Genomic DNA, 26,970 nt, shown 5'->3' with positions numbered 1-26,970 from the left:
ACCGCCGGTCAGCGCGCCATGATTTTCCAGGCGCGGTGAATCTTGCTGTTTCGGGCAAAATCCGGGTCGATGGTCCCGGCGGTGATTTCCTCCACGGCGTAACGCTCGCCCAGGTTGTCTTCGAGCTGGAACTTGCGGAAGTTGTTGGAAAAATACAGCACGCCGCCCGGCGCCAGGCGCGCCATGGCCAGGTCCAACAGCTGGACGTGGTCGCGCTGCACGTCGAACACGCCTTCCATGCGCTTGGAGTTGGAGAACGTCGGCGGATCGATGAAGATCAGGTCGTACTCGTCGCGACTGGCTTCAAGCCAGGCCATGACATCGCCCTGCTCCAGGCGGTTCTTGTCGGAAAAACCATTGAGCGACAGGTTGCGCCGCGCCCAGTCCAGATAGGTTTTAGACAAATCGACGCTGGTGGTGCTGCGCGCGCCACCCTTGGCGGCATGGACGCTGGCGGTCGCGGTGTAGCAGAACAGGTTGAGGAAGCGCTTGCCGGCGGCCTCTTTCTGGATCCGCAAGCGCATTGGCCGGTGATCGAGGAACAACCCGGTGTCGAGGTAGTCGGTGAGGTTGACCAGCAGCTTCACGCCGCCCTCGTTGACCTCGGTGAACTTGCCCTGGGCGCTCTGGCGCTCGTACTGCTTGGTGCCGCTCTGGCGCTCGCGACGCTTGATGACGACGCGGCTCTTGTCGACATTCAACGCTTGGGGAATGGCCGCCAGCGCATCGAACAACCGGGCCGAGGCCTTTTCCGGGTCGATGGACTTCGGCGCGACGTATTCCTGGACGTGCACCCAATCGTGGTACAGGTCGATGGCCATGGAATATTCCGGCATGTCGGCATCATAGACCCGGTAGCAGTCGACGCCCTCACGCTTGGCCCACTTGCCCAGCAGCTTGAGATTTTTCTGCAGGCGATTGGCGAACATCTGCCCGCCTTCGCTCAACCGCGCCTGCTCGACCACAGGGGCTGGCGCCGGGGCCGGTTTGATCGGGTTGCCATTCTTGTTGTACTGGCGCTCTTGCGGTACTTCAGGGGTTTGATCGTAGACAGCCTGTTCACGCTCGGCCTGGCGTTGTTCCGGGGTGCGCCGCTCGCCAGTGACGAACTGATCCGGGAGCACCTTGATCAGCAGCAACTTGCACGGCAAGGCGCCGTTCCAGAACGAATACTGCTTGTGGCTGCGAATGCCCATGCGCTTGCCCAGGTCCGGCGCGCCAGTGAACACCGCGGCCTCCCAGTTGAGGCAGGCCTGGCGCAGGCGTTCACCGAGATTCTGGTACAGATAGAGCAGGCTGGCTTCGTCGCCCAGACGCTCGCCGTACGGCGGGTTGCAGATCACCAGGCCCTTCTGGTTCTGGTCCGGACGCGGCTCGAAGGTGGCGACCTCACCCTGATAGATCTTGATCCACTCGCTCAGGCCCGCACGTTCGACGTTGTTGCGGCCCGGCTGGATGAGCCGTGGGTCAGCTTCGTAGCCGCGAATCCACAACGGTGGTTTGGCCAGCCCGGCGGCGGCGCGCTCGCTGGCTTCTTCGTGGAGTTTTTTCCATAACGCCGGCACGTGGCCGAGCCAGGCGGTAAAGCCCCATTGCTGGCGACGCAGGTTCGGCGCCATGTCGGCGGCGATCATTCCGGCTTCCACCAGGAACGTGCCGACGCCGCACATCGGGTCCGCCAGTGCCCCGCCTTCGGCGGCAATGCGTGGCCAACCGGCGCGAATCAGGATCGCGGCGGCGAGGTTTTCCTTCAGCGGGGCGGCGCCCTGCTGCAAGCGATAGCCACGTTGGTGCAGGCTATGGCCGGAAAGGTCGAGGGACAGGATTGCTTCGCCACGGTCCAGGCGCAGGTGGATGCGCAGGTCCGGGTTGAGCTTGTCGATGGATGGCCGCTCGCCCGACGGCGTGCGCAGCTTGTCGACAATGGCATCCTTGACCTTCAAGGCGCCGAAATGTGTGTTGTCGATGCCCGAGCCGTGACCGCTGAACTCGACCGCCAAGGTGCCATCGGCGAGCATGTGGTCTTGCCAGTCGACGTCCAGCACGCCGTGGTACAGGTCTTCCGCGTCTTTCATCGCGAAGCGCTTGAGCACCAGCAATACGCGGTTCGCCAGGCGCGACCACAGGCACAGGCGATAGGCCGTTTCCATGTCCGCGATGCCGCGAACGGCCGAGGTGTGCTCGCGCGCTTCTTCAAGGCCAAGCCCGACGGCTTCCTCGAGAAGCAGGCCTTCGAGGCCCTTGGGGCAAGTGAGGAAGAGTTCGAAACGATCGGACATGGGATTCCAGAGCCTTTGGCTAAGTGGGCCGGGCAACGCATTGCCGGGCCGGGTTCAATCAGGTGCTTTTCTCAAGAGCACCCGCGTGGCACGAACGTGTGCCGTTCCGTCCTCGCCGCTCAGGTTCAAAGAGCTTAGATGCGAGGACAGCTAGAAAATTCTGTGCAACAAATTGTGAAAAGTTGTCCCTTTCGTCGAATAGTACCCGAGTGCAACGGGGGGACATTCTCATTCGACACCGGCGACCGCCCTTCGGCGCAGGGCTGATCATACAGGGGTCTGACGCAAAAGCGGGCGCCGAACATGATGTTACTTATCGCACTAACATCTTTCCTGTTACGTGCTTATGACAAAACGATCATTCCATCCATGTGACGCTTTGGTTAGAACTCACCACAGGTTGACGTCGCAACGGCGTCAACACCCTTGGCTCGTCACGCCGGCAACGAGCCACCAACGGCAGAATGATTCTGCCCCGGCCTCGATAGAGGTCGACGCTAAGCAACAGTCAACAAGTGAGGGCAACACCCTATGAGAAGACTTAAGCGTGATCCGTTGGAAAGAGCATTTTTACGCGGTTACCAATATGGCGTTGGTGGTAAATCCCGTGAGCTTTGCCCCTTTACTCTACCGTCGGTACGTCAAGCCTGGATCAACGGCTGGCGAGAAGGACGCGGCGACAACTGGGACGGTATGACCGGCACTGCGGGTATCCACAGACTCAACGAACTTCACGCCGTCGGCTGACACAGGGCCCTGATAATCAAAAACCCGACAATCTGACATTCAAACCGTTTTAACCACGCACGTCCCATCCGGGCGGCGGGCTACGGCCCAGAGGGCTCCCTTGAGGAGCCCTTTTTAATGGGCATGACAAAACCCATGGGATCTGTTCAGTGACCAGCCTTGGGAATCAACCCAACGCCGCAATCGCATCCACCGACTCGCGAATCAACGTCGGGCCCTTGTAGATGAACCCGGAATAAACCTGCACCAGGCTCGCCCCTGCCGTGATTTTCTCGGCGGCGTGCCGGCCTTCGGTAATACCGCCCGCCGCGATGATCGGCAAGCGTCCCGCCAATTCGCCGGCCAGCACTTTCACCGTGTGGGTGCTCTTGTCGCGCACCGGAGCGCCGGACAGGCCGCCCGCCTCGTCACCATGCTCCAGGCCTTCTACACCTTCGCGGCCCAGCGTGGTGTTGGTGGCGATCACCGCATCCATGCCGGTCTCGATCAAGGCCTGGGCCACTTGGACGGTTTCTTCGTCGCTCATGTCCGGGGCAATCTTGATGGCCAGCGGCACATGCCTGCCGTGCGTCACCGCCAGTTCCGCGCGACGTCGCGCCAGGTCGGCCAGCAATTGCTTGAGCGAATCGCCGAACTGCAGGCTGCGCAGCCCTGGCGTGTTCGGCGAACTGACGTTGACGGTCACATAACTGGCGTGAGCGTAGACCTTGTCCAGGCAGATCAGGTAATCGTCGACGGCGCGCTCCACCGGCGTATCGAAGTTCTTGCCGATGTTGATCCCCAGCACACCCTTGTACCTGGCAGCAGCCACACGGGCCAGTAGATGATCGACGCCCAGGTTGTTGAAGCCCATGCGGTTGATGATTGCCTCGGCCTGCGGCAAACGGAACAGCCGTGGCTTGGGATTGCCCGGCTGCGGACGCGGCGTCACGGTGCCGATTTCAACGAAGCCGAACCCCAGCTGGGCGAACCCGTCGATGGCCGCGCCATTCTTGTCCAGGCCTGCGGCCAGGCCGACCGGGTTGGGAAATTCCAGGCCCATGACTGTCACCGGCAGTTTTGCCGGGGCCTTGCACAGCAACCCGTTGAGCCCCAAACGTCCACCCGCGCCGATCAGGTCCAGGGACAGATCATGGGAAGTTTCCGGGGAAAGTTTGAACAGCAGTTCACGGGCCAGGGTGTACATGGGCGGCTTTGACTCGATCAGAGAAATGAGTCGGCGATTATAGCCGGGCCGGAAGAGGCCAGGCGAGCAACCCTGTCAATAGAGCGCTATTTGATAGTTCCGCCTCCCGGAAGCGCTTGATGATTAAACAGCCGTAACAGCTCATCGGCCCCCCAATCATGCAGGATGAATAATGATCCCTTTGACTCCAGGCTTGATTACCTCACCTTTCAACCCATCAGGCGTCAACACGAACGGTCCAGCGGCCAACACCACGAACAAGCTTCACACGACCATAGAAATGGGCGATTGCACCAAGGCTCATAGCGAGCTGCTCGAACATTTGAGTGAGCCCGACCAGCGAATGGATCGACTGCGGATGGACAACATCGTCCCGATGCTGACAAGCGTCAACGATGAACTTGCCGATCTCATAGCGCAAAGCATGGAGAATGCTCCGATCAAGGTCCAGGAGCTGGTTCTTGACATACAAGCGTTGATGCAGGGCGTCCCCGACCGAATAAAAGACCGGAGCGACTACATCGTCCTGGATATCGAGAGTCCAGAGCTTTTCGATAACTCGATACACTCCGCAGAGCCCGAAACACTCATACAACGCGGCACAATCCTCATGGATTATCTCGGCGAGCAGTTGGGCAAACTGGCCAGGAACGAATTCGAAGGCGACCTCGGACGCTGGGCCAGCAACCTGACCATTTCCACTGTGCGCACCGGGCTGGTTACCGGCACCTTGACGGTGCTCAGGCAGCTCATCGGGTTCGCCGTAGAAAAAGCCTTGCAATCCAATGCCGCCTCGCCTCTGACTCGCAGCGTTATCGGTGGAATAGCCCTGGCCATCGGCCCGGTACTGAACACCCTCGGCGCGATCCGCGACGAGTGCAACGGAACTGCAAACGCAGAAACGCGCCTGGCTCGCCTCGCCGCATTCGCGCTGTCGATAGCCGCTTTCGCTGCCGCGGTATCGGTACCCACCGTGCTGCCGGCATTGGCTTCCTTCGGCCCACAAATGGCTTTCTATACTTTTGCCCAGGACCTGGTGAACCTGTTTTGCCCGACCAAAGACAACACAACGGCCAACGCCAACGGCACGGCAGCCACCGGTGCGCTGAACGGCGCCCTTCAGTTCCTGTCCTTTACCGGCATGAACTACACCGCACCGCATTCCGGACCCGGATACGTGATGGCGCAAAGTCGCGAGCCACTACCGCCCGAGACGGAAGGCCTGGCCTTTCAACTTGCATCCTGGGCGGAACAGCAGGCGGGTATGACTCTCGATGCCAATCTATCGGTCGAGGCCCGGGCCAACCAGATCGTCGAGTCCCTGGTTCCGGTATTGGGGCACGATGTATTGCGGGGTGTTTTCAACGCCGGCGCCGACGTCGCCGGGCAAGTGCTCGGGGGTGAAGTGATGCATTTCTTTCAGCCGAACGCTTCTGAAAAAGGCTACCGGCTTGATCCCCTCGCCCTACGAACCCCTACCACCGAGCAAGCGCTTGACCAATTGCTGTCCACCAACGCGATACGAACCTCCACGGGCCAGACGCTCTATGGCATTTTGATCTCGACGTCCCGATACTTTTCGACCCTGCCAATCCCGAAAGAAACGGTGGACCATATCGCCAATCTACTGATTGCTGCCTTATTTTTCGTTGCGCGCGGGAGCAGCGTGTACATCAACCAACGCTCAGCGCCGTAACAACTTCTTCCAGAGAAAAAACGCCTGCGCCTCGCTTCTCGCCAAGGCGCATGGCATTTACCACTCAGTCTTTTCCCAGGCCTCATCCCCCATCGGCTGGAATACCTGCCGCATGAAGTCTTTCGTGAACAGATCCATCGAGAACGCCCGGCCATTGGCGCCCGCGACTTCCTCGTACAGGCATGAGTCCCTCAGCCCCCCCTTCACCAGTTGAACCAAGACCCGCTGAGTAACCCCCAGCAACTCCTTGGCGGTGGGATACGCACGCGTCTCTCCATCTGCACCCAGTCGCGTGCGGATGAACTCGTAGATCGCTTTCTCCCCTTCCCCCTCCATCGCCAGCAGCAATTGATACAGCTGCTCGAACTGCGGATCCGAAGACGGGCTTTCTACCGCCGGCTGGCGAGCGGCAAGCAGCCGGGATTCCAAGGTCTCGACCGGAGGGCAGGCACTTGAATCCGGCACGTCGGAACCGGCACTTGCTTCAATTTTCATGTTCAACCTTGGATTTTGCGGAACGTGGCGAATCTGCGGGACGCTCGGCAAAAATCGAGCACAAGTCGATGAGCATCTGTCTCGATGTCTGGTCCAGGGCGCGGGCTGCCTCAGGCAGATTGGCGACTTTCGCCAACAACCTTGGCTCCAGCCTTTGCCGGACAGCGTCGACATTGAACTCCAGCAGTTGGTCGGCGAGCCGCAGCACATAACGCTCTTGAGCGTGGTATTCCAGGCTCAGTCTGCCGGACCAGCGTTCACGCAAGTGTCCCAGCAGTTCGTTGCCTCGCGAACGGCAATGCAACGGCAGCAGCAAGTGCAGTACCGCGTCAGAATCGTCTGGTAGCTGTGCCTGAAGCCAACGCTCAAGCATTTCATCCAACCAGTGCGGGCTACTCAAAGCTTGCGAGAGCACCTCACCCGCCGCCCGGGCCAGCTCTTCGCGCAATTGGAGCGCCAAGGTTTGCGCTTCAAGCAAAGCGTCGGCCAGATGCCCGGTCGCCCGCAGGATGCCCTCGGCATAGCCCTGCTGGAACGCCTTCGCGTGTACCGCCTCGACGTCGCGGTGTGCCTGCTCGATATACTCGCGCGCCCGACGCTGGGCCTCACGCTGCAAGGCGTGGCGGCGACGCGCAGCGACGATGTCCTCGCGCGCCAGGTACGCATCGCTGCTGGCAGGCAGGTCAGTCAGGGTTCGGATGGAGTCGAGCATGCTGCACCGCCAGGAAAAAAAGAGCTGGGTCAGGTTTTGCGAGCGGCCATTGCCTGTGCAGGCGAACAACCGGCTCGGAGAATTGCAGGAGCAGGCGCTCCACCAGATGGGCCGGAACCTGCTCGCACCAGCTGCTTAACGCGTTGAGGCCAGCGGCATCGACCTGGTCCACCGAAATCGGTGAGCCATCGAACATCAGTGCGCCGCCACTACCGAAACCGTAGCAGGCAAACCGGCGGACCGGCTCCGCCAGGCGCAGCAGCGCCGCGCCGCGCGCGAGGTCCGGCATCCAGCGAGCGGCCCCGATCAACCTGGCGATATAGGGCAACTGTTGCCAATGACGAACCCATTGTTGCGCCACAGCCGTCAGCGGCGGCGACGCTAACCCCGGTCCCTGCAGCGCCAGCCCGTCCAGCACCATCCGATTGAGCAAGCTGCGCGCTTCGGGCCCATCGAACCCTGCAGGGACAACCAGCCGTTGCCGGTGCAGGTAAGCCAAAGGCTCGGCCAGGATCGCCTGCAGACATGCCTCGGACGACATCACCGCGCCCTGCGCCTGACGACTGGATAGGCCCAGGCCGCGCCACCGATAGTCAGTACAGCGGTTATCCCGATCAGCCACCAAGGCCAGTTCGACCGCCCTTGAGTGACAGCCACCGAAGGCGCGACATGCTGGATAGGCGCTCGCTTGGACAGTACCACCGAAATGTTTTCGTAGCCGACGGCCGCAAAGCTGTTCTTGAGGAAACGCTTGATATCGGTAATCAGCAGTTGCGGTTCGACATCGCGCTCATGCAGGACCATCGCAGAAAGATGAATGGGCGGCGCCGCACGCCCGCCTTCCCCGGCATCCAGGTCGTAACTGACATGCACCCGCGCGGAAACCACACCTTCAAGTACGCCCAACGATTGTTCGATACGCTGCTCCAACGCTGAATACAGCCGGGCTTTTTCCGCCCGGGGCGAGGCCACCAGAGCATCTGCGGGAAACATCTCGGCCACCTGCAGGCGTGGTCGCGACGGCAACGAATAGAGGTTGAGCAGATCGACCGCGGCCGCGAAGTCGCGCTGATCGATCTTCACTGCATAACCGGTTTTTCCGCCATCGACTTTAACCGCCACGATGTTGTTGCGCTGCAGCACCGAGAGCACTTCGTTGGCCTGCTGCTGATCCAGGCCTTCGAGCAGGCTGGGCTGTCGGCACGCCGACAATGCGAGGCACAGCAGAATCAGCCACACGCCCGGTTTCATGATGCACGCAAAAGGGTTTCAGCCGTGCCTACCGCTTTGCGTACCAGCACGTTGAGCAAATTGATGTCGACGTTGTACTGCCCTGTCAGTTCCTGCAACCGTGCGAGCACTTCCGGGTCGGTGACATCGGCGCGCTGAGTCAACTGGTTGATTGCCGAAACTTCCTGCCCGCTGTTGACCGCCGAGCCGGCAAACGCCTCGATCAGTCGTGATTCAAGTGAAACGACCGGGACTTCTCCGGGGCTACGCAACTCGCTGAGGGATGACTGGGCGATGAGCGAAGGGGAAAGGTTCTGGATGGACATAGGTGCACCTGTGCAGGTGGCCATTGCCGCGGGGCAATGGCCAATGAAGAAGAGAACGCTTCAGCGCGCCGCCTGGATGATCGCCATGTCGATGTCCTTGAAGCCCTTGACCGTGTTGGTCTGGGCGTTTCGGAACACCGTGTACGATGAAAATGCGGCCTGGTATTCGGCCAGTTTGGTAGGGTCAGAGGCATCGCCTTTGAGAGCTGTAAGTGCTTTATCCAGGATATCTTTGAGTTTTACTGCGCCAACTTCGAAATCGGCCGCTTGCTGGCCTAGAAAATCATCGTGAAACTCAGGAACTCTTATGGGCAAGGTATCGTTCATTGCTTACCTACTCTGTTTGTCTGGAGGAAAATGCCAGGACGAAACACTCGTCTTGACGTAGCCCTGCGGGCCGGTTTGAAACGACTTGCCCTTGAGCGCCTCGTCCTTCAGCTCGACAGTGAAATGCACATGACGATTACCCCACTGCCGGTAAAACTCATCGACGAACCCGCGCGCGGCGGCCAGCTCGTAGTCCTGCAGGTTGCCTGCGACGGCGAACGTGACGCCGCCCTCGTGCTCGGTCCGCTCGAAAACCAATGCAAGCCGTTCCAGGCCACTTTGCGCCGCGTCGGCAAGCAGCGCGTCGTCCTGCATCTGCACCACGATGTCGCGTGCATACGGCGCCGCCGCGAGCAGCACTTCAAGTAACCTTGCCTGCTTGTCCGGTGCGAGCACATTGCGTTGCGCGCTGAGCAGCAGACGCGGCACCGAGGGGTTCTTGAGATCGAGGAAATGCCAAGCCAGTTGCGGATCGTGATCGACCAATAATTGCTCCAATCGACGGCGCTCCTGATCGATCAGCAGCACCTGACCGGCCGAAGTGTCGTGACGCATCAGTACCTGCCGACTCCAGCCGGCATCGCGTTCGGAAGCGACAAAGACGTAGACCGAACCATCACGGCCGCGCAACACTTGCGCCTTCGTACTGGCCCCAGCGATCAATGCGTGGATATCCGCCTCGGGCGTCGGCTCCGGCAGTCCCCAGAAACTTGCGGCGATCACCGACACAAGCAGCGCCAGCCCGCCAGCAGCCCGGCGCATCGACGGCGCAGTCCAGCTTGCGAAAGCATCCTGGTGAATCGGCTCGCTGCCCGGCAGGGTGAAAAGTCCGCAAGCCCAGGACTGGTTGTCGGGACGCAAGGCAATTTCCAGTCCGCCCATCCAGACCCGGACCTGGAAGGCACAGTGGCGTACCTCCACCGAATCGCCCAGCAGCCGCACCGGCGCTCCATCGGAAGTGGCCTGATCGGCCAATACCTCAAAATTGCATCCACCCTGTTCCAGCGGCACGTAGATCGTACTGACGGGAACGCTGGCGCAACGCGTTTCGTTCCCCAGCACCTGCGCAGGCCCGACCACAAACAAGGTCGAGCCTTCGTCCAGCGGGAACTCGGCACCCTGCAACGGACCGTTGAAGATCCGCAGGATATAGCGCTGTAGAACGGTGGCCGTCGGGACTGTCACGGTAGAAATTCCGGCGCAGACAAGTGAGCAAGCAGGGTAGGAAATCCGTCCGTGGACTTCCTGATGGGATTCTGTCGATCGCTGCCTGCGCAGGATCAGAATTACCGACCCGCCGGGTCATTGGCACCGTCATTCCCGGGCTTGGGTGAGCACTTGATAGCGCTGCCAGACCTTGCGCGCATAACGTATCCGCGCGGCCTGACGGTCGGGAGAGTTTCCCGCGTTGTAGGCGCCGACCGCCGTCCAGTTATAACCGTAACGCTTGATGAACCCGGCGAGCACCGATGCGCCGACCTCCACCGACAGGCAAGGTTCGGCCAGCAAACGTCGCTCGGTAATACCCCGGGCACGCAATCGTTGCAGGTGGATGCTGTTGATCTGCATCAGGCCGATATCACGCGTGCCATTGCCATTGTGGTTGATTACATCGGAGCGCCGGGAGGATTCGACGTCGGCAATCGCTTGCAGCAACTCGGGCTCGATCGCATGCGCCTCGCCCGCCTTGCTCCAGCAGAAGGCGTGCGCCTGAGGCATGCTCACTATCAGGCCCAGGTAAAGCGGCCAACGAAACCAGCGAGCCCCGCGCCGGCTCATGCCAGACACCGCTCATGGACAGGACGGCTGCCTCCCGGTTGCAGGTTCCGATACGCCCAGGCACCCACCGATTCGCCATCGCGCCCAAGCTCAATTCGAGCCTGCAAGGCTTGCGCCCGGACACACCCTGGATCATGTTGCAGGCACTTGTCGATACTCCGCGCAGCCTGATCGCTGCGCTGCCAGGACCAGTGGTGCCAGGCATGGAAATAGTGGACATCCGCCTGGTCGACCGACAACAGGCAGCGCCGGAACAACACTTGGGCCGCCTGGTCGCAACCGCGCAGGCTGGTCAGCAGCGCCAGTCGCGTCAATGCCGGGACGCTGTAAGGGTCCAGCGCCAACGCCTGGGAAACCGCCGAATGCGCTTCTTCGACCGCCCGCTCCGGCTCACCCAGTCCGATCATTACCTGCCCCAGCCAGACATCAGCCACACCGCACCAGGGCGGCGCATACCCGGCATCGAGCTTCAGGCAATGCCCGAACAACACCAGGGCGTCACGCAGACTTTGCGCAGTGTGTTGCTGTAAGCAGCACAGCCCATTGAGATAGGCCATCGCCACCGGATAAGACCCACAACGATCACCCACCGGGCGCAAGCCGGGCACACGCTGAGCAACCAGACAAGTCAGCGCGCCCAGTGCCTCCCCTCGGTCGAGGGCGTCCAGCGTCTGCCCATGCAGCAGCGCCTGGTCACCGCCACGAATCAATTCGACCGACCAGTGTCGCTGTTCACCCAAGCCGATATGACGCCCGCTCAGGCAATAATCTGCCGACAGTCGCCCGGCCAGCGACCGTGAATCCGCCGATACCAGGGCGGACGCGATCAGCCCCGAGGGAATGACGTGCAGCGCCTCGCCGAATGCCGTGGTCAGTTGACGGATCATCAGGTCCTGCAGGTCCAGCGCGGCCATCTCATCCAGGTGACGAAAAGGCAAAACCGCCAGCGACGGCGCTATCACCCTCGCCTGGCTCGGCACATCGAGTTCAACCACGCAACCGGTGAATCGATAACCCTGGCCGTAAACCGTCGCAATGTAATCCTTGTCCTCCCTGAACAATTTGCGCAATGCATAGATACAACGGGTCAATGACTCCTCTGCAGCATCCATTCGCGGCCAGACATGGTCCAGCAAGTAATCCTTGTGGACGACCGTACCCGCCGACCGCAACAACAGGCGCAGCACTTGCAACTCTTTGGGTGGAACGTGAACTCCTTGTCCCTCTCGCATCAGCGTTCCATCGCTTTGCAATAACCAGCGGTCAAAAACATATGACTGAGCAGGTGTTTGATCAGTTGTACTGTCCATACACTAGGATTTCTCTATAGAAAGTTACTGAAGCGCGATCGAGCCCGGCGTGTGATCGGGCTCGGGAGACGAGCTGCGTGACTATAGGAAGATGTTTGGGAGGAGTCCGTAGGATTTGGATGCTGTAGACGTAGGAAATCGCGACACGAACTGTGGGACCAAAACCTACCTGAATCGCATCATCTTCACGCCTTCGGCACAACCAGCAGCACCTTGCAAAAATAATGGACGCAACATTAACCCCTTTCACAACACCATCAAGTTAGCTTCAGCGTGTACGGATTTTCCGACCTGGATTTTTCGGGTATGACTCGGATGGAATCAGCTTCATTGACCAACGTGTACAACACACCATCGTTTCTTCCTAAAACCAGCTCGTTCATCGTTCCGCCATCCTCCAGTGTTTTGATGACATCACTCAATCCAAAAGAGCGAGCCTGGTTAAGGGGATGATCGGCAACGTTGACACGTGCATGCAGGTGCAACGTCGCCGTCACATCAGCAGGCGGAAAGTGGAAATACAACTGGACCTTATCAACATTGGCGTCAACATCGTAAGTCTCGGCCAAATAACTGAGCACGTGCCGCTGCAACGCCTTCAACATCCCTATGTCTTCAGCACCCAAATCAAGAATCGAGGCCAGATACTTAACATCGGTACCTGCTTCTATTTCTGATAGGGTGCGCTTGTTATCGGTGTGATCGGCCTTGACCTGCGACTCTGCAAAACCAGTGGCGACGCCCATCTTTTCGATGAGTGACAGATTTTGATTCGGGTGAATGGCATAAGCGCCCAGGCATATACCGTTTCGCCGATCCTTGAGCTCGGCGGGACTTGCGGAGAGAGCATTCAAATCAATATAAGGTGCATTCGGAAAAATCAGGAAACCGTTGGAGGCCGAACTCACGGGCGGCAGATAGGAAAAATATTCAGGACGACTTGAAAATATATCCAGGTCCTTGCCTGGGATCAGATCAAGAACATTCCTCAAGAAACCGGTGACACCTGAAATCTGATGATAAGTATCCCGCAACGCGTTCAGACTATGCTCGTTAACGTTGAGCTTGGTGCACTCCGGCACCTGATATTTTACTGTCGCAGGGCCTTCATGGAATCTGAATACCCCATATTTATCCCCCGCCTGAGGGTCCGAAATATATAAACCGGTCTTGAGATTGATCTGACCCTCTGGACTTCTATGGGCAAGAATTATCGATGATTCCTGAGCCTGGGCTTTGGCCACATGATCAAGGTTCAGATCAATTCCATATTTATCAAGGATGCTTTTGAACTCTCGCGACGAATTCTTCACAACCACCAATTTTTCGCCGAGACTGCCCTGCTCGTTTTTTTGCGCCAATGGACTAAGATCCATCAGGCTAGCTGATCGATTAAAATTTACGCTACCTAACATCATCATACTTCCTTGCGATTTAACCAATTATTGAAACAGCTTTGCATCAAACAAACTGCGCTAATGCAATTCAAAAACTCAACATTGCCTTCAACATATCCGCAAACTGATTCAAGTGCGCCGATAACGTCTTGTTGAAATTATCGTGATATGAATTGGCGTTCGAATATTTCTGCGTCAAGGACTGCAGCATGTTTTTCATGCGTTCTTCCTGGGCGTTGAAGCCGGTTTGCCAGGCGTTGAATCTGGCGGTGTCCCACGTTACGGTGCCGCTGGACGGCAAACTGCCGGTCATACTCCAAAGCGGGCCTGTATCGATGACGACGCACCAACTGCCATCGTCGTTCTCCTTTAAACACTGCGGGGGCAGGCCCAACGCTTCAAGCCACTTCTCGGCTTCTTTCTTGCTGGCTCCCTCACTACCCGGTTTCGGAAAAAGAACAGAGGCAGACTTGGGATGGGTGTAGTTGGCAATAAGCTCAGTCAATGCGTCATGCAATTTACCGGCCTCCAACTCAACCTTTTTGCCGTCATCCACCCCTTCGACCCAATCCTTCATCATCGCAGTGATTTTCGAGTTGAACTCGGCGAAAAAGTCCGAGTAGGCCTTGATGATATGTTCATAGCCGGCAAGGTAGCCGTTCTTGATCAGGTCGATCAGGTCACGCAGTTTCTTGAAAAAGTCCTCGGGTTCCTCGGTATTGAACGCGCCGATTTCCGGCGGGGTCCGCTGTTCATACAGGTTGTTCAGAATCTTGTCCTGCTTGTCTGCCAGTTGCTTAAGCTGTCCCTCGCTCAGGGGCGCCGCCTGGATGCTGTAGGTCATCACGGCGAAACATTGCTGCAACTGATGCGCCCACATTTCGTAGCGCGCCCCCTTGGCCTGCCCGGTCGACCCGTCGAGTGCACGATCGAGATGTCGATTGAGGTTTTTTACCGAACGTTCCAGCGGGTCCGCCAGATCAAATCCCGGCCCGACGGCGGCGGGCATTTCGGCGGGTGTCGGCGGCGAGGCTGCGGTGTTCGGTTCGGTGAGTCGGTGGTTGGTTGGGGTGAACCCTTGAATGATCATCTGATTGACTCCTAGGCCGTCAGGGCACGAATGACATCGCTCCGCGATTGAAAGAGCTGCATCACCATTTCCATCAGTTTTTGCACCAGCGCCGCTTCCGCTGCGTCTTTCTGCCCAATCTCATCGCCCAAGGTCTTCTGGCTGGTCTGGGCGCTCTGCATCAACACCTCCTTTTCCCGCGCCGCGTGCTCGGCCATGCGTACCGTGTTCGCCACGACCTGGCTCATGCTCATCGACATGGCGTTGAGTGCGCGTCCGATTTCCAGTTTCTTCTCGATGCCCTTGCTGCCCATCTGGCTCAACCAGTCGGAGGTCTGGCCGACCTTCTGGGCCTTGAGGATCTCGCCGTCGAACCAGGCCTGTTCCTGCGGCGTCAGTGCCGAACCCTTGGGTTTGAAATCGACTGTCGTCGGGCGACCGAAGTCATCGAGTGTCTTGAGCTTGTAAGTGGCATCCGGATTCCAGTCGTTGCGCTCGCGCTCAAGCTTGAGGTCGCGCTCAACGTTGCCGGCATCCAGCGTGTTGCGCTTGTTCAGGTCGATATCCGCATGCTTGAGATTCTGGCCCTGGAAAGTCTTGACCATGGCGAAGCCTGCGATGGCGCCGGACACGACCGCCGCCGTGATGGCGCTGTTAAGCGCCGCCCGGCCTGACTCGACGATGGCCGCGCCCTGGGCCTTGGCCGCCTCGGCGGCCATGACGCCGAAGTGGCCGCGTAGCTGCGCGTTGGCGACCCGTGCGATGTTCAACGCGATGATCGCGGCCACCAGAACGTTGGCATGTTTCTCCCAGGCGCCCGGGTCAAACACCAGGTCGTTGCGCACGTCTTCGCCGACCATCGACAGGGCTTCATCGAAGTCCTTTCGATCGGATTCAGTAGGCTGATAGGCGTTGATCCGGTTTTCCAGTTCCGTAACCGATGGCGTCGGAAACTGGCTGTCCTGGAGTACCTGCTTCGCGGTGATCCGGTCGAGCATCGGCGAACCCGCGAGGGACTTGTCCCGCGAAGGTCCGCTTGGCCCTGTGTCGTTGGACGAGTCGTGGTGAACGGCAGCGGGAACGATCCCGACCGTGGTGATAATGAGGGTCATGATGGGTTCCTGTCGGATGGGATGTCAGACGTGCCGGGCCATTTGCAGGCTGACGGAATGGCTTCGTTGCAGGTCGGCAAACAGTTGTTCGATCTGACGGGTACGGGCCTGCATTGCCTGGCCGTAGTCCTCGACCACTCGGGTGAGGTAGGTGGTGACTTCCTCGCTGATGGCCATGCGCACCCGCACATCGGCGAGGTGCATGGCCGCCTGGGCCTGGTGCTGGCCGCTCTTGATCTGTAATCCGCCTTGCACCGCCACGTTGCCGAATTCAGTGATTGCCTGGGTGATCTCCAGGTTGGCGGCATAGCGCGCCAGCGTTACCGGATCGGCGCCGTTGGTAATGATGCTGCGCAGTTGCGTCAGCATCTGGGTCAGTGTATTGCCGACCGAGGTTGCCACTTGCTTCATCGCCTGCATCGCCGCGGGTGCGGCCTGGGCGACCAGCGAGGCGAGTTTCGAAGCGACGGCGCTGAGCATCGGCCCGATCACCTGCGCCCCGACCACGGCTACCAGCGCGACGGCGGCCAGCGTCGCGACGATCCCCTGGATCATGCCGGCGATCTGCGCGATTTCCCGGGCCTTGTCCTCATCGACGCCCAGGCCGACCAGCAACCTGGTGTAGAGCTCGGTGAACAGCTTGATGGCTTCCTGCATGACGATGGTCAGCGGCTTCATGACTTCGCCCATGAACGACACTCCGGTTTTATCCTTGATCACCGAATCGGCGATCATCACGGCCGCGCCGACCACGCCCACCGCGATCAGCACCGGATTGGCGGTCAAGACACCGGCGGCAATGGTCGCGATGGCCAATATCGCGCCAACGATCTTGCCGATGCAGCCCATGGTTTTCTGCAATGCCTCAGCCTTGCGGACTTCTTCCAGGTATTTCTCCGACTCACGTTCCATGTGGGCCTGGAGCCTGGCCTGCAGCTCGTGGAAAAGCTCCTGATTGAGTTCCTCCTTGTTTTGCGCCGACTCGCCGAGCAGCTCGATGATTTGCAAACGGCTCAACAACGCTTGCGCCCCACTGGAGAGGGCTTTTTCGTCGGCTTGCCGAGCGCCTGGCGTGTTGATGCCGGAGGCATGCACTTTTGCGCTTGTTTCGCTCACCGCCTTGGCAGAGGCGTTGGCCACTTCGATCAATTTCAGATGAGCATCGGTTGCCACCTTGAAGGCTTGGGTGTGGCTCGCCAACTCGCCTTTGAGCTGGTCGCGAAGCGCCAGCTCCCGCGTGTATTCAGGCGATTGCGGGTCAAGCTTCGTCAGCCTGGCTTCGCTTTCATCCAGCCGTCCCTGGGCATGCGCGACCCGTTCACGCAACTGATCGAGGTGTTGCTGGCTACTGCCGACGTCGCCCTCGGCAACTTCCATCGCCTGGACGGCAGCGGTGTATTCGGCGGACAGTTTTTCATGCCCCTGCTGCCTGGCACCGGCCATGCTCTGGAGCATTGCCAGGCGACTCTTCAGCTTCTTGACGTCGACCTCGCCGATCAGCTCGTTGATAATTGCCATCAACAGCGTGAACAGATCGCCACTGGTATCCGGCTTGCCGCCGTCGGCGCGCGGAGGCGGCGCTTGCAGTACGGGTTTGCCTGCGTTGGCACCAGGCTGACCGTCGCGGCCTTCGTACTTCACCGACATCAGGCGTGCCAAAGCGTCCTGCCCGGCCTTCTGGTAATCCGCCGTCCGTGCGGCCTTGGCGGCGGCCTCGGCGTATTTTTCAAAGGCCTCGCCACGGCTCATGGGGCCGTGATGCCCCGGGTGGCCAGTCGTCCTTATTTCGCTCATGTGCAGTCCTCCGGACCTTGCTGTTCCATCATGCGAGCCAACGTGTCGAGATATACCCTGGCTTGCTCGTGCAGCTCGTCTTGCGTGGTTTGTTCCAGTACATACTCGAAACACAACCGGGCCTTGCCGACCTTGCCCAAGGCCAGGTGACACTGGCCGGTGTACAACATGGGCCGGTAGTCGTTCTTGCCCTGGGCGAAGGCAATCGCATACAGATCGATGGCTTTCTGGTGGTTTTGCTTGAGTTGATGCACCGCAGCCAGTCCCATCCAGTAATGGCTGTTGTAGAAGTCGTAGATGCACAGGAAGTGGAAGAACTTCTCGGCATCGTCCAGCCTCCCCTGTTCATAGAACTGGAAGGCAAAGGCATACAGACTGTCCATGTGTTCGTCGGTGATGCCTTGCACATCCTTCAACGCCGCGCCGCCGAGCACGGCGTCGACGACTTCCAGGGCTACCTGCTCGTCTTGTTTGTTGTCGCGACTCATCCGCCACACTCCTGAGAAAACGCCAGCGTTGCTGACCGATGCATTGAGCCAAAAACGCTGAAAGGCCCGCTGCCAGATTGCGCTCATGCAACAAAAACCAGACCGACGAAACTGCTCTTGTGCCAAGCCGCTTTTGTGGCGAGGGAGCTTGCTCCCGCTGGGCTGAGCAGCAGCCCCCTCCAAAAAGCGACTCAATCGGTCTGAAGCACCGCGCCGCCAGGCTTTGGGGCCGCTTTGCGCCCCAGCGGGAGCAAGCTCCCTCGCCACAAGGGCCGTGCCTGGCTTTGCTTGGTTTCAAGCCTGCTCGACCTGTTCGAGCCAGATCAGCAGGCGCAGCACTTCCTCGACTTCCTGCACCTGGAGGAAGCTGTAGCGCTGGTGGGTCTTGAAAATCCGCCGGGCCAGAGCGATGTCGTTGACCACCGGCACGCCCACCTCCTTGGCATATGCCCGCACGGCCAGGGCGCGCTGGTTGGTTTCCATCAGCGAGATGAACGGCAGCAAAGTGATTTCCGGGCGGAAATACACGCCGATGGCGATGTGGGTCGGATTGGCGATGATCATGCGCGAGCTGCGCACATCGGACTTGACCTGCTCCGACAGCAGTTCCATGTGCAGGTCACGGCGGCGGCCCTTGATCTGCGGGTCGCCCTCCTGCTCCTTGTGTTCACGCTTGACCGCGTCCTTGTCCATCATCTGGTCTTTCATGAACAGCCAGTATTCGCTGAGAGCATCGAGCACGACGATCAGCAGGACGCAGGCGAGGAAGGCCAGCACCAACACCAGCAACAAGTGCCCCCAGATCGCGAACAACTCCGGCGCCTGGACAAACAACTGGGCAAACAGTAGCTGCCGCTGAGTGATCCAGACGATCCACAGCGCCATGGCAAAACTGACCAGGTACAACAACGCCTTGAAGGTGTCCTTGACGGTCCGCAGGCTGAACAGTTTCTTGAAGCCGTTGACCGGGTTCAAGGCGTCCAGATTGAGCTTCAACGCTTCGCTGGCCAGGGCAAAACCGCTTTGCAGCAACGCCGGCAGCGCACTGGTCAGTACGCACACCAGCAACAGCGGCAGCAGCGTCTTGAGGCCGAGCAGCACCAACGTCGCCGAGTAACCTTGCAGATCCGCCTGAAAATCGCTGGCGATGATGCGCCGGTAAACGTCCATGATCTCGACCAGCGAGCTGTTGAATACCATGTAGGCAATGCCGCACAGGGTCAGGCAGGTGATGACCAGGTCCTTGGCCTTGAACGTCTGCCCTTTGCGCGCCGCGTCCCTGAGCCGCTTGGCGGTGGGCTTTTCAGTCTTCGACGCGCTGGACGACATGACTGGCCTCTCCGCTTTCCAGATAGCGCGCCAACCCATCGGCCTGCATGCCCATGCGCAGGACTTCATCCGGCAGATGCACGCCGAAATACAGGATCAGGACTACCAGTGCCACCAGGCTCTTGACCGTCAACGACACGGAAAAGGCGTTCATCTGCGGCGCATAACGCGAGAGCAAGCCGAGCAAGGCCTCGCTGATCAGCAACGTCGCCACCACCGGCGCGCTGATGGCCAGCGTCTTGCTCACCAGCGCATCCAGCAAATCCAGGGCGGCAGGCAGGATCACCTGGCAGTGATTCGCCGGCGCACAGATGCGATAGCTATGACTGACGGTCTCAAGCATCAACAACATGCCGCCACCTTCGAGATAGACCGCAGCGGCAAACAACTGGAGAAAATTCGCCAGCTCCGAAGTATCGACGCCGTTGGCCGGGTCCACCGTGCTGCTGAGCATCGCGCCGCGCTGGTTGTCGATCAGGTTGCCCATGGCATGCAACACCCAGAACGGCCAGCACAGCAGCACGCCCAACAGCACACCGATACCCGCCTCGCGTAGCATCAGGGCGAAGAACGCCAGGCTGTCGAGGGCTGGCGCGGGCACGCCGACGTAACGCCAGAACCCCAGCGCCACCAGCACGATCACCGCGTGGCGTGCCACGCCGGTCAGCACACCGCTGTTGAGAAACGGCAACATGAAAAAAATCGGTGCCAGGCGAGCCACGCCCAGTGTTGCGGCGGCAAACCCGGCATAGAGTTCGAAGAACAGCGTCATGGACATCGCTAACCCAACGCCAGGCGGATGACTTCACGACTGAAATCGAGCAGGGTTTCGCCGTACCACCCCGAGAGCAGGAACAGGCACGCCGCGACCGCCAGCAACTTGAAGCCGAAGGGCAGCGTCTGTTCCTGCAACTGGGTCACGGTCTGGATCAACCCGATCACCAGCCCGACTACCGTGGCGACGATGATCGGCCAGGCCACCATAAGCAGGATCAAGTACAAGGTCTTGTTACCGGCATAAACCAGATCATTCATGGCCGCGCCTATGCCAGCAGCGTCAGGTATTGCTTGACCAGGCCGGTCGACAGCAACGCCCAGCCGTCCAGTGCGACAAACAGCACCAGCTTGATCGGTACGGAAATGATCACCGGACTCATCATCATCATGCCCAACGCCAGCAGGATGCTGGAAATCACCAGGTCCACGATCACAAAGGGCAGGTACAGATAAAAACCGATCTTGAAGGCACTTTTGATCTCGCTCAGCGCATAGGCCGGCAGGAGCGAAAACAAAGACGGCGTCAGTTCTTCATCGGCCGGCGGGTCTGCGTCGGTTCCATCCTGGACCGCCTGGGCTCGCTCGAAAAACAGCGCCAGTTCCGGGTCGGTGTACTTGCGCAGGTAATCCTTGTAGCCGCCCAGGCCGTTCTCGGCGAAATTCACCACCGACTCGATATCGGTAAAAGTCACCGCTTCGGTCTTGTAATAGTCGTGGCCCTGCTTGACGACCGGCGTCATGACAAAAATCGCCAGCATCAGCGCAATTGCATTGAGGGCCATGTTCGACGGCACCTGCTGCAAGCCCAGGGCGTTGCGCACGATGACAAAGACAATGGAAAACTTGATGTAGCAAGTGCCTGCCGCCACCAGGAACGGCAGCAGCGAGGCGAAGGCCAGCAAGGCGATCAGCGAAACGTCATTCATCACCACGGTCCCGATAGACGTCCAGCAGTTCAACGCCAAGTTGTCCGTCCAACTGCACCAGCTCACCACGGGCGACAGGCTTGCCGTTGGCACGGACCTCGATGTTTCGCGCGACATCCCCGGGCAGGGGGATCAGTTGCCCGTCGCTGATCTGCGCGAGCATGGCCAGATCGGTTGCATGGGTGGCGAGGACGAATTCCAGGCGCACCGGGAGCGCCCCCAGGTCAATCTGCGCGCCGGGCCCCGACGTTTCTTCCGGGCAGGCATCAGCCAGCGTTGGTTGCATGCGTAAACCCTCCTGGGTCAAGGTGAAAGTGCCAAGGCATTGCTGTATTAAAAAGCACTGCCGGGTCAGCCGGGTGATGCGCAGGACATCGCCCTGAGCCAGGCGCAGGCGACTGGCGAGGCTCAGGTGGCTGATGCCCAGGACGAAGGTCAGTCGCAACGGCAGATCGCTCAGCCATGAACCCGCCTCCAAAGGGACGCAGGCAGTGCCGGGCGTCGGTAGCTGCTGCAACCACAGGCGCCCCCGCGGCGTCGCGATCCAGGGCAAGGGGTAAGTGGGTAATCGCGTCGGGGCGACGCATTCGATGTCGCACAGATCCCGGTAGCCCAGCTCGTCCACGTCCGGCAACAAGGGCCGTGGCACGGCTCGAAACAAGGCGACGATACTCGGCAACGGGCATTCGGCCGTCAGCAACGGTTGCAGGGTGGGGATCGAGTGATGCAACCAGTCGTGGGCCATGATCAACCCTTGCCAGCCGCCCCCCTCGCCCCGCGCGCGAAATCGCAGATAGCCGCGACGCTGCGGCATCTGCTCCAGCCCCGCGTCCCGCCCGGCACGCCGCCAGCGTTGAATCGCTTGGGCATGAGCGTGCGCCGAAGCGTCGACGCGGCGCAGCTTCAGCGCGCTCATGCCGAATGCTCCGCCGATTCATCCTGATCCTCATCCGGCGATGGCTGCGACCCTTGGCGCTGCTGTTCGCCACCACGTTCAGCGAGTCGCCAGGCCGGCTCGCGGGCCAGCTCGAAAGGCTCCTTGAGCTGCTCGAACACCAAGGCATTGCTCGGGCTGAGCGTCAGGTTCCGAGTGGGCTCTTCAGGCCCGCGGCTGATGACCACCTGACCACTGGCCGCGCCTTTGTTGAAAGGGATCTGCAACAAGCCCCGGTCTGCCGATGGCAGTGCTTCAACCAAGGCGTCGCTTGTCGAGGACGGCATGGGCGGCAGCGGGCGCTGCACGGAAACAACTGACGAAACCTGGCGCGGGGCTTGAAGATTCGACGGCAGTTGGGGTATCTGTTCGGCGCCGATGGGGGCCGTTGGCGTATCACTGGCGAGGGGACGGTTCATCGGCTCGGGCAAAAGTGCAAGCGCTGCCGGCATCACCTTGTCGACAACAGATGCCGCCGGCTCCGGACGTTGTGGCAACGCCTGTTGTACCGGTGTAGCGGACAACAAAGGCTTTTCCGAAAAAGGCATGGCTGCCCGGAGATTCGGCTGAACGATGTCTGGTTCGATATCCATCGTCGCCTGGACAATCGGTGCAGTGCCGTCGAATTCAATTTCCACGCTTCGCCGGGCAGCGACTGTCGTGTGCCAGGCAATTGCGCCACGGGGTTCGGCAGGTCCCGGCCGTATCAGCAAAGCCATCAGATCAAGGACACCTTGCGGCAGCTCGTCCAACTGCACCGGAACCAGCTCGGTCCGGTGCTCATCGCTCGAACGCCGGTCGGCGGGATCCTCGACCTGGATCGGTCGAGTGGGAACCACGGATATCTTGCTCATCGACGAACTCCGATCATCTCTTCCAGCTCCCGCTCTTCCCGGCGCGCCGCTTCAAGCCGTTGCGCGCGCACCAGTCGCTGGACTGAATCCACATATTTGTCATGTCGGCACTGCAATGAACGCAGCAGCTCACGTTGCCCGAGCAAATGCTGCTCGGCCTGCCGGCACTGCTGCTCGACGCGGTCACGCTCGACGCGCAACACGTCGATCCGCCGGCGGATCACCGCCTGGGTGCGCAGCAGCGTCAACAGTTGTCCGTGATCCAGCACACAATCGTTCACTCGATGGCTGGCCAGCAGGCGTCGCAGCGCAGCTTCCTGTTCATCGAAACCGGCGCGTTCTCGCAGCAGCGGCTGCAACTGACGCTGGGCGCGCACCACCGCCAGTTCGCCGCGTTGCCGGCGAAACAGACTGAAGGCCAGCAAGCGCCGTCGATCATGCAAGGAGTTCATGCAGGCTCCGCAGCGCTTTATCCGGCGCGCAATATTCGGCTGTCGGTTGGCGCAGCCACCCGTCAAGCGCGTCGCGACGTTGCAGCGCGTGGTCGTTGGCGGCGTCGGCACCCGGGCTGTATTCGCCCATGTCGAGAAAAACCTGCAACCGTTCCAGGCGCGCCAGGATCTCCCGGGCCGCCGCAGCCAACTGCCGGACCTCTGGCGAGGTGACTTGCGTCGCCACCTGACTGGCGCTGCGCAGGACATCGATTGCCGGGTAGTGCCCCTTGGCCGCCAGGGCACGGCTGAGGTAGACATGGCCGTCAAGAATGGAGCGAATCTCCTCGGCGATCGGGTCCGGCTCGTCGTCACTTTCCAGCAACACCGTGTACCAGGCGGTAATGCTGCCCGAGGCGGTCACCCCGGGTCGTTCCAGCAGACGCGGCAAGGCATCGAACACCGAGGCCGGATAGCCGCGCCGCGCCGGCGCTTCGCCAGCCGCCAGGGCCAGATCGCGTCGCGCGCGGGCGTAGCGCGTCAGCGAATCCAGCAGCAACACCACGCGCCGTCCCTCGTCACGAAAATATTCGGCGATGGCAGTGGCCTGTAACGCTGCGTTGCAGCGATCCACCGAGGAGAAATCCGAAGTGGCGTACACCACCACGCAACAAGAGCGCTTGGGCGACTGGCGCAGGTGCTCGATGAACTCGGTCACTTCGCGCCCGCGCTCGCCAATCAGGCCGACCACGAAGACGTCTGCGTCCGTGTGCTCGATCAGCATGTCGATCAGGGTGGTCTTGCCGGAGCCGGCGGCGGCAAAAATGCCGATGCGCTGGCCCACTCCGCAGGTCAGCAAACCATCGATGACCCGAATGCCGGTTCGCAAGGGTTCCACGACTGGCCGTCGCTGCTGGTACGACGGGGGATCGGCATCCACCGGGCAGTCGCGCTGGACGGTCAACGTCGCCGGCGCCAGGCGCTCGACCACGACGCCCTGCGGATCGACCACACTGCCAAGCAAGGCGTCGCTACAGGTCAGTTGCAGGGACGAGCCCGTCGGCACGATCATCGATTCGCGGGACAGGCCCTTCGCATCGCCAAGCAAACTGAGCAGCACCGCACCGGGCTTGAAGCCGATGACCTGGGCCCTGGCGGCGATGTCGGGCGAGCGCCAGTGCCGACGCACCTCACAGATCTCGCCAATGACCACCTCGCTCAGCGCCGCCTCGATCAAGGGACCGCTCAGGCGCAACGGATGGGCCGCCCGTCGTTCCAGCCGGAAGTTGATCAACGGAGGATTTCCAGGAGGCGTCCAAGGCCCTGCACAAAGGAATCGAGCGCCTCGGCCAAATGCTCGGCATCGCTCAGGGCCTGGGCATTGGCCAGCAAACGCAACTCCAGCCGCCCCTCGACTTCGCACAGGTGCAGTTGCCCGGTACGGGAAAACGGGTTGCCTTCGAGCAAGAAATGCAGCACATCGAAAGCACAGTAATTCAACGACTGTGGCATCGCCTCGGCGACCGCTGCCCAGAGCCACACGTCGCCTTCGACGACGGCCAGGCTCACATCGGGCAGATTGCTTAATTGCATCGCTATCGTGCCGTGGCTGTCGAAGTGCCCTATCTGACTGTCCACGCAACCGCTGTGACGCAGTGCTTCGCGCAACAGGCCGGCAATATCCATCGGTATCATTTGCAGGGTTCCTTAGAGCGTCTTGATGACATTGACCGAGACGGTCTCGGAAACTTCGCCGAACGACATGACGTCCAGCTCCCGAAAACGCCCCTCGATCAGCCGCTTGATGTAGCGCCGTACGTCGACCGAACACAGCAGCACCATGTCCTTGTGGGCGATGTGCAGACTGTCCAGGCCGACACTGAGTCGGTCCATCAGCTCTTCCGACTCGGCCGGTTCCAGATTGAGAAAATGGCCGCCCGAGGTCTGCCGGATGCCACGGCGTACCACGTCCTCGAATTCCGCCGACAACAGCAACACCGGCAACTCGTTGCCCCGGGCAAACTTGTTGCTGATATAGCGGGCCATCGCGCCGCGAACGTGCTCGACCAGCGCCAGTACGTCTTTCTCCCGGGAGGCCCAAAGGGCCAGTGCTTCAAGGATGAGTTTCATGTTGCGCACCGAAATGCGTTCGCCGACCAGCCGTTGCAGCACTTCGGCAATCTTCTGCACCGTGACGTGGCGATAGACTTCCTTGAGCAGATCGGGATACCGCGTTTCCATTTCGTCGAGCAGGTGCTTGGTTTCCTGCACGCCGAAAAATTCCTGGATGTTGCGCGCCAGCAACGTGACCAGGCAGCGGTAGCATTCTTCGTCAGCCGGTCGCAGGTGGTAGCCCAACTGTTGCACCCGCTCCCGGTCGGCGGCGCTGACCCAGACCCCGCCGAGGCGATTGCTGTCGTCGCCGCGCACCAGGGCAAAGCCCAGCGGTTCCAGCTCGGGGGAATAGTCCAGCAGGCGCCAATGGTCGAAATGGATATCGAACTGTTCGGCGCGCACTTCGTTGATCAGCACCGCCACTTGATGCGCCGGCAGCGCTTCGCTGGCCCGTAGCCGCGGCTCCGGAATGCGCAGCCCGTAGTCGACGAAGAACTGGCTGCGAAAGCGCGCCGCCCAGCGGTTCTTTTCCAGCTCCTGCAGGCGTGCCGTGGGCACCAGCAGCATCAGCGCAATGGTTTCTGTCGCGATGTCGTCGACATTATCAAGCAACTCCGATTCGCCCTGGACCGCCCCCTGTTCGGCAGGTTCGACGCGGCTTTCGTCCGCCCCCGCCTGGCGCAACGAGCGGCGATGGCGCACAAACACAACCAGCCCCAGCACACTGGCGATCGAGAGGAATGTCAGCAACGGAAAACCGGGCAACAGGCCCACGCCCACCGCCAGCAGCGCGGTCACACCCAGGACGAACGGGTTGCCGAGCATCTGGGCGAGCATGTTGCGCCCCAGGTTGCTGTCGTCACCGTTGACCCGGGTGACGATGAAACCTGCGCCAATGGCGATCAGCAGCGCGGGTATTTGTGCGACCAGGCCGTCGCCGATGGTCAGCAGGGTGTAGGTCGACAGGGCCGTGGACATGTCCATGCCCATCTGCCCGACACCAATGGCCATGCCGCCGATGAAGTTGACGAAAATAATGATGATGCCGGCGATTGCGTCACCCTTGATGAATTTCATCGCTCCGTCGAAAGAACCGTACAACTGGCTTTCGCGCTCCAGCACACTGCGTTTTTCCCGCGCCTGGGTCGCATCGATGGCACCGGCCTTGAGATCGCCGTCGATACTCATCTGCTTGCCGGGCATGCCGTCCAGGGAGAAGCGCGCCGCCACTTCGGCGACCCGCTCCGAGCCTTTGGTGATCACGATGAACTGGACAATCGTGACGATGGAAAAAATCACGAACCCCACCACCAGGCTTTCGCCGATCACGAAGTCGCCGAACGAGGCGATGATCTCCCCGGCATCGGCCTGGCTGAGGATCAGCCGGCTGGTGCTGATCGACAGCGCCAGGCGGAACAGCGTGGTCAACAGCAGCAATGCCGGGAACGTCGAGTAGCTGAGGATGCGTTCGATGTAGAACGAGCCCATGAACACCAGCAGAGAAATGACGATGTTCAGGCCGATGAGGAAATCCACCAGCACCGTCGGCAGGGGGATGATCAGCATCGCGATGATCATCACCATCAACGTCAGGATCAGCAGCTCGGGCCGGGCACTGACATTACGCAGAAAGACGTTGAGCAGCGAGGCCGGGTTG

Annotated in this window: 27 protein-coding genes and 1 pseudogene; 2 read left to right on the top strand and 26 right to left on the bottom strand. The window is 60.4% G+C overall.

Features of this window, described 5'->3' with window-relative positions; translation table 11 throughout:
- Positions 1-8: 8 nt before the first annotated feature.
- Positions 9-2,279 (bottom strand): bifunctional 23S rRNA (guanine(2069)-N(7))-methyltransferase RlmK/23S rRNA (guanine(2445)-N(2))-methyltransferase RlmL, encoded by a 2,271-nt coding sequence (rlmKL, locus tag J3P96_RS09530; RefSeq protein WP_434656662.1) that lies wholly within the window; start codon positions 2,277-2,279, stop codon positions 9-11.
- A 531-nt stretch (positions 2,280-2,810) separates the two neighbouring features.
- On the opposite strand from rlmKL, the gene rmf reads away from it, so the two are divergent.
- A complete protein-coding gene (gene rmf, locus J3P96_RS09525) occupies positions 2,811-3,026 on the top strand; it encodes a ribosome modulation factor (protein ID WP_003223300.1) in 216 nt (71 codons plus the stop codon).
- A 166-nt stretch (positions 3,027-3,192) separates the two neighbouring features.
- On the opposite strand, the gene J3P96_RS09520 is transcribed toward rmf, so the two are convergent.
- Entirely contained in the window at positions 3,193-4,212 is a 1,020-nt protein-coding gene (locus J3P96_RS09520; RefSeq protein WP_434656661.1) for a quinone-dependent dihydroorotate dehydrogenase, read from the bottom strand.
- A 172-nt stretch (positions 4,213-4,384) separates the two neighbouring features.
- On the opposite strand from J3P96_RS09520, the gene J3P96_RS09515 reads away from it, so the two are divergent.
- Positions 4,385-5,908: a hypothetical protein gene (locus J3P96_RS09515; RefSeq protein ID WP_434656658.1), complete on the top strand. Its 1,524-nt coding sequence runs from the start codon at positions 4,385-4,387 to the stop codon at positions 5,906-5,908.
- 57 nt (positions 5,909-5,965) lie between these two features.
- Here J3P96_RS09515 and J3P96_RS09510 read toward each other — a convergent pair whose 3' ends face one another.
- From J3P96_RS09510 to J3P96_RS09395, 24 genes and pseudogenes are all read right to left on the bottom strand, one after another.
- Positions 5,966-6,403 (bottom strand): hypothetical protein, encoded by a 438-nt coding sequence (locus J3P96_RS09510; RefSeq protein WP_434656655.1) that lies wholly within the window; start codon positions 6,401-6,403, stop codon positions 5,966-5,968.
- Positions 6,393-7,115, bottom strand: a complete 723-nt coding sequence (locus J3P96_RS09505; protein WP_434656653.1) for an oxygen-regulated invasion protein OrgB — start codon at positions 7,113-7,115, stop codon at positions 6,393-6,395. Before J3P96_RS09505 ends, J3P96_RS09510 begins: the two co-directional genes overlap by 11 nt.
- Positions 7,087-7,656, bottom strand: a complete 570-nt coding sequence (locus J3P96_RS09500; RefSeq protein ID WP_434658145.1) for a secretion system protein — start codon at positions 7,654-7,656, stop codon at positions 7,087-7,089. The genes J3P96_RS09505 and J3P96_RS09500 overlap by 29 nt, the downstream gene beginning before the upstream one ends.
- Positions 7,646-8,366, bottom strand: a pseudogene (locus J3P96_RS09495) (EscJ/YscJ/HrcJ family type III secretion inner membrane ring protein); the annotation flags it as partial. The gene J3P96_RS09500 and the pseudogene J3P96_RS09495, both read right to left, overlap by 11 nt.
- The gene (sctI, locus tag J3P96_RS09490; protein ID WP_434656651.1) at positions 8,363-8,671 is read right to left on the bottom strand and encodes a type III secretion system inner rod subunit SctI; all 309 of its coding nucleotides are present in this window, start codon (positions 8,669-8,671) and stop codon (positions 8,363-8,365) included. The gene sctI and the pseudogene J3P96_RS09495, both read right to left, overlap by 4 nt.
- 60 nt (positions 8,672-8,731) lie before the next feature.
- Complete coding sequence (gene sctF / locus J3P96_RS09485) at positions 8,732-8,998, bottom strand: type III secretion system needle filament subunit SctF (RefSeq protein ID WP_434656650.1); 267 nt, start codon at positions 8,996-8,998, stop codon at positions 8,732-8,734.
- Positions 8,999-9,001: 3 nt separating this feature from the next.
- Positions 9,002-10,183 carry a PrgH/EprH family type III secretion apparatus protein gene (locus J3P96_RS09480; protein WP_434656648.1) on the bottom strand — a complete coding sequence of 394 codons (1,182 nt, stop codon included), beginning with the start codon at positions 10,181-10,183 and terminating at the stop codon, positions 9,002-9,004.
- 129 nt (positions 10,184-10,312) lie between these two features.
- The gene (locus J3P96_RS09475) at positions 10,313-10,717 is read right to left on the bottom strand and encodes a transglycosylase SLT domain-containing protein (protein ID WP_434656646.1); all 405 of its coding nucleotides are present in this window, start codon (positions 10,715-10,717) and stop codon (positions 10,313-10,315) included.
- Between the two features lie 56 nt (positions 10,718-10,773).
- A complete protein-coding gene (locus tag J3P96_RS09470; RefSeq protein WP_434656645.1) occupies positions 10,774-12,009 on the bottom strand; it encodes a winged helix-turn-helix domain-containing protein in 1,236 nt (411 codons plus the stop codon).
- Positions 12,010-12,344: 335 nt separating this feature from the next.
- Complete coding sequence (locus J3P96_RS09465; protein ID WP_434656644.1) at positions 12,345-13,505, bottom strand: hypothetical protein; 1,161 nt, start codon at positions 13,503-13,505, stop codon at positions 12,345-12,347.
- Positions 13,506-13,572: 67 nt separating this feature from the next.
- A complete protein-coding gene (locus J3P96_RS09460) occupies positions 13,573-14,574 on the bottom strand; it encodes an IpaD/SipD/SspD family type III secretion system needle tip protein (RefSeq protein WP_434656642.1) in 1,002 nt (333 codons plus the stop codon).
- Positions 14,575-14,585: 11 nt separating this feature from the next.
- A complete protein-coding gene (locus J3P96_RS09455; RefSeq protein WP_434656641.1) occupies positions 14,586-15,665 on the bottom strand; it encodes a cell invasion protein in 1,080 nt (359 codons plus the stop codon).
- A 24-nt stretch (positions 15,666-15,689) separates the two neighbouring features.
- Positions 15,690-17,459: a type III secretion system translocon subunit SctE gene (gene sctE, locus J3P96_RS09450; protein ID WP_434656639.1), complete on the bottom strand. Its 1,770-nt coding sequence runs from the start codon at positions 17,457-17,459 to the stop codon at positions 15,690-15,692.
- The gene (gene sicA, locus J3P96_RS09445) at positions 17,456-17,947 is read right to left on the bottom strand and encodes a type III secretion system translocator chaperone SicA (RefSeq protein WP_434656636.1); all 492 of its coding nucleotides are present in this window, start codon (positions 17,945-17,947) and stop codon (positions 17,456-17,458) included. Before sicA ends, sctE begins: the two co-directional genes overlap by 4 nt.
- Positions 17,948-18,241: 294 nt before the next feature.
- The gene (locus tag J3P96_RS09440; protein WP_434629582.1) at positions 18,242-19,276 is read right to left on the bottom strand and encodes an EscU/YscU/HrcU family type III secretion system export apparatus switch protein; all 1,035 of its coding nucleotides are present in this window, start codon (positions 19,274-19,276) and stop codon (positions 18,242-18,244) included.
- Positions 19,251-20,054: a type III secretion system export apparatus subunit SctT gene (gene sctT, locus J3P96_RS09435; protein WP_434656634.1), complete on the bottom strand. Its 804-nt coding sequence runs from the start codon at positions 20,052-20,054 to the stop codon at positions 19,251-19,253. Before sctT ends, J3P96_RS09440 begins: the two co-directional genes overlap by 26 nt.
- 2 nt (positions 20,055-20,056) lie before the next feature.
- Positions 20,057-20,311, bottom strand: coding sequence for an EscS/YscS/HrcS family type III secretion system export apparatus protein (locus J3P96_RS09430; protein ID WP_434629577.1), 255 nt, complete (start codon positions 20,309-20,311; stop codon positions 20,057-20,059).
- 8 nt (positions 20,312-20,319) lie between these two features.
- A complete protein-coding gene (locus J3P96_RS09425; RefSeq protein ID WP_434656632.1) occupies positions 20,320-20,979 on the bottom strand; it encodes an EscR/YscR/HrcR family type III secretion system export apparatus protein in 660 nt (219 codons plus the stop codon).
- Positions 20,972-21,895 (bottom strand): FliM/FliN family flagellar motor switch protein, encoded by a 924-nt coding sequence (locus J3P96_RS09420; protein WP_434656629.1) that lies wholly within the window; start codon positions 21,893-21,895, stop codon positions 20,972-20,974. Before J3P96_RS09420 ends, J3P96_RS09425 begins: the two co-directional genes overlap by 8 nt.
- Entirely contained in the window at positions 21,892-22,767 is an 876-nt protein-coding gene (locus tag J3P96_RS09415; protein ID WP_434656627.1) for a SpaN/EivJ family type III secretion system needle length determinant, read from the bottom strand. Before J3P96_RS09415 ends, J3P96_RS09420 begins: the two co-directional genes overlap by 4 nt.
- Positions 22,764-23,219, bottom strand: a complete 456-nt coding sequence (locus J3P96_RS09410; protein WP_434656624.1) for a type III secretion protein — start codon at positions 23,217-23,219, stop codon at positions 22,764-22,766. The genes J3P96_RS09415 and J3P96_RS09410 overlap by 4 nt, the downstream gene beginning before the upstream one ends.
- On the bottom strand, positions 23,203-24,489 hold the full coding sequence (sctN, locus tag J3P96_RS09405) for a type III secretion system ATPase SctN (protein WP_434658143.1): 1,287 nt from the start codon (positions 24,487-24,489) through the stop codon (positions 23,203-23,205). Before sctN ends, J3P96_RS09410 begins: the two co-directional genes overlap by 17 nt.
- Positions 24,489-24,893, bottom strand: a complete 405-nt coding sequence (locus J3P96_RS09400; RefSeq protein WP_434656622.1) for an Invasion protein B family — start codon at positions 24,891-24,893, stop codon at positions 24,489-24,491. The genes sctN and J3P96_RS09400 overlap by 1 nt, the downstream gene beginning before the upstream one ends.
- Positions 24,894-24,905: 12 nt before the next feature.
- Positions 24,906-26,957, bottom strand: a complete 2,052-nt coding sequence (locus tag J3P96_RS09395) for an EscV/YscV/HrcV family type III secretion system export apparatus protein (RefSeq protein WP_434658141.1) — start codon at positions 26,955-26,957, stop codon at positions 24,906-24,908.
- Positions 26,958-26,970 lie beyond the last annotated feature (13 nt).

The sequence above is a fragment of the Pseudomonas sp. R3-56 genome (assembly GCF_051132075.1).
Taxonomy (GTDB): domain Bacteria; phylum Pseudomonadota; class Gammaproteobacteria; order Pseudomonadales; family Pseudomonadaceae; genus Aquipseudomonas.
Note: the sequence above shows the minus strand (reverse complement) of the source record. Positions and strands in the feature narration are given on the sequence as shown.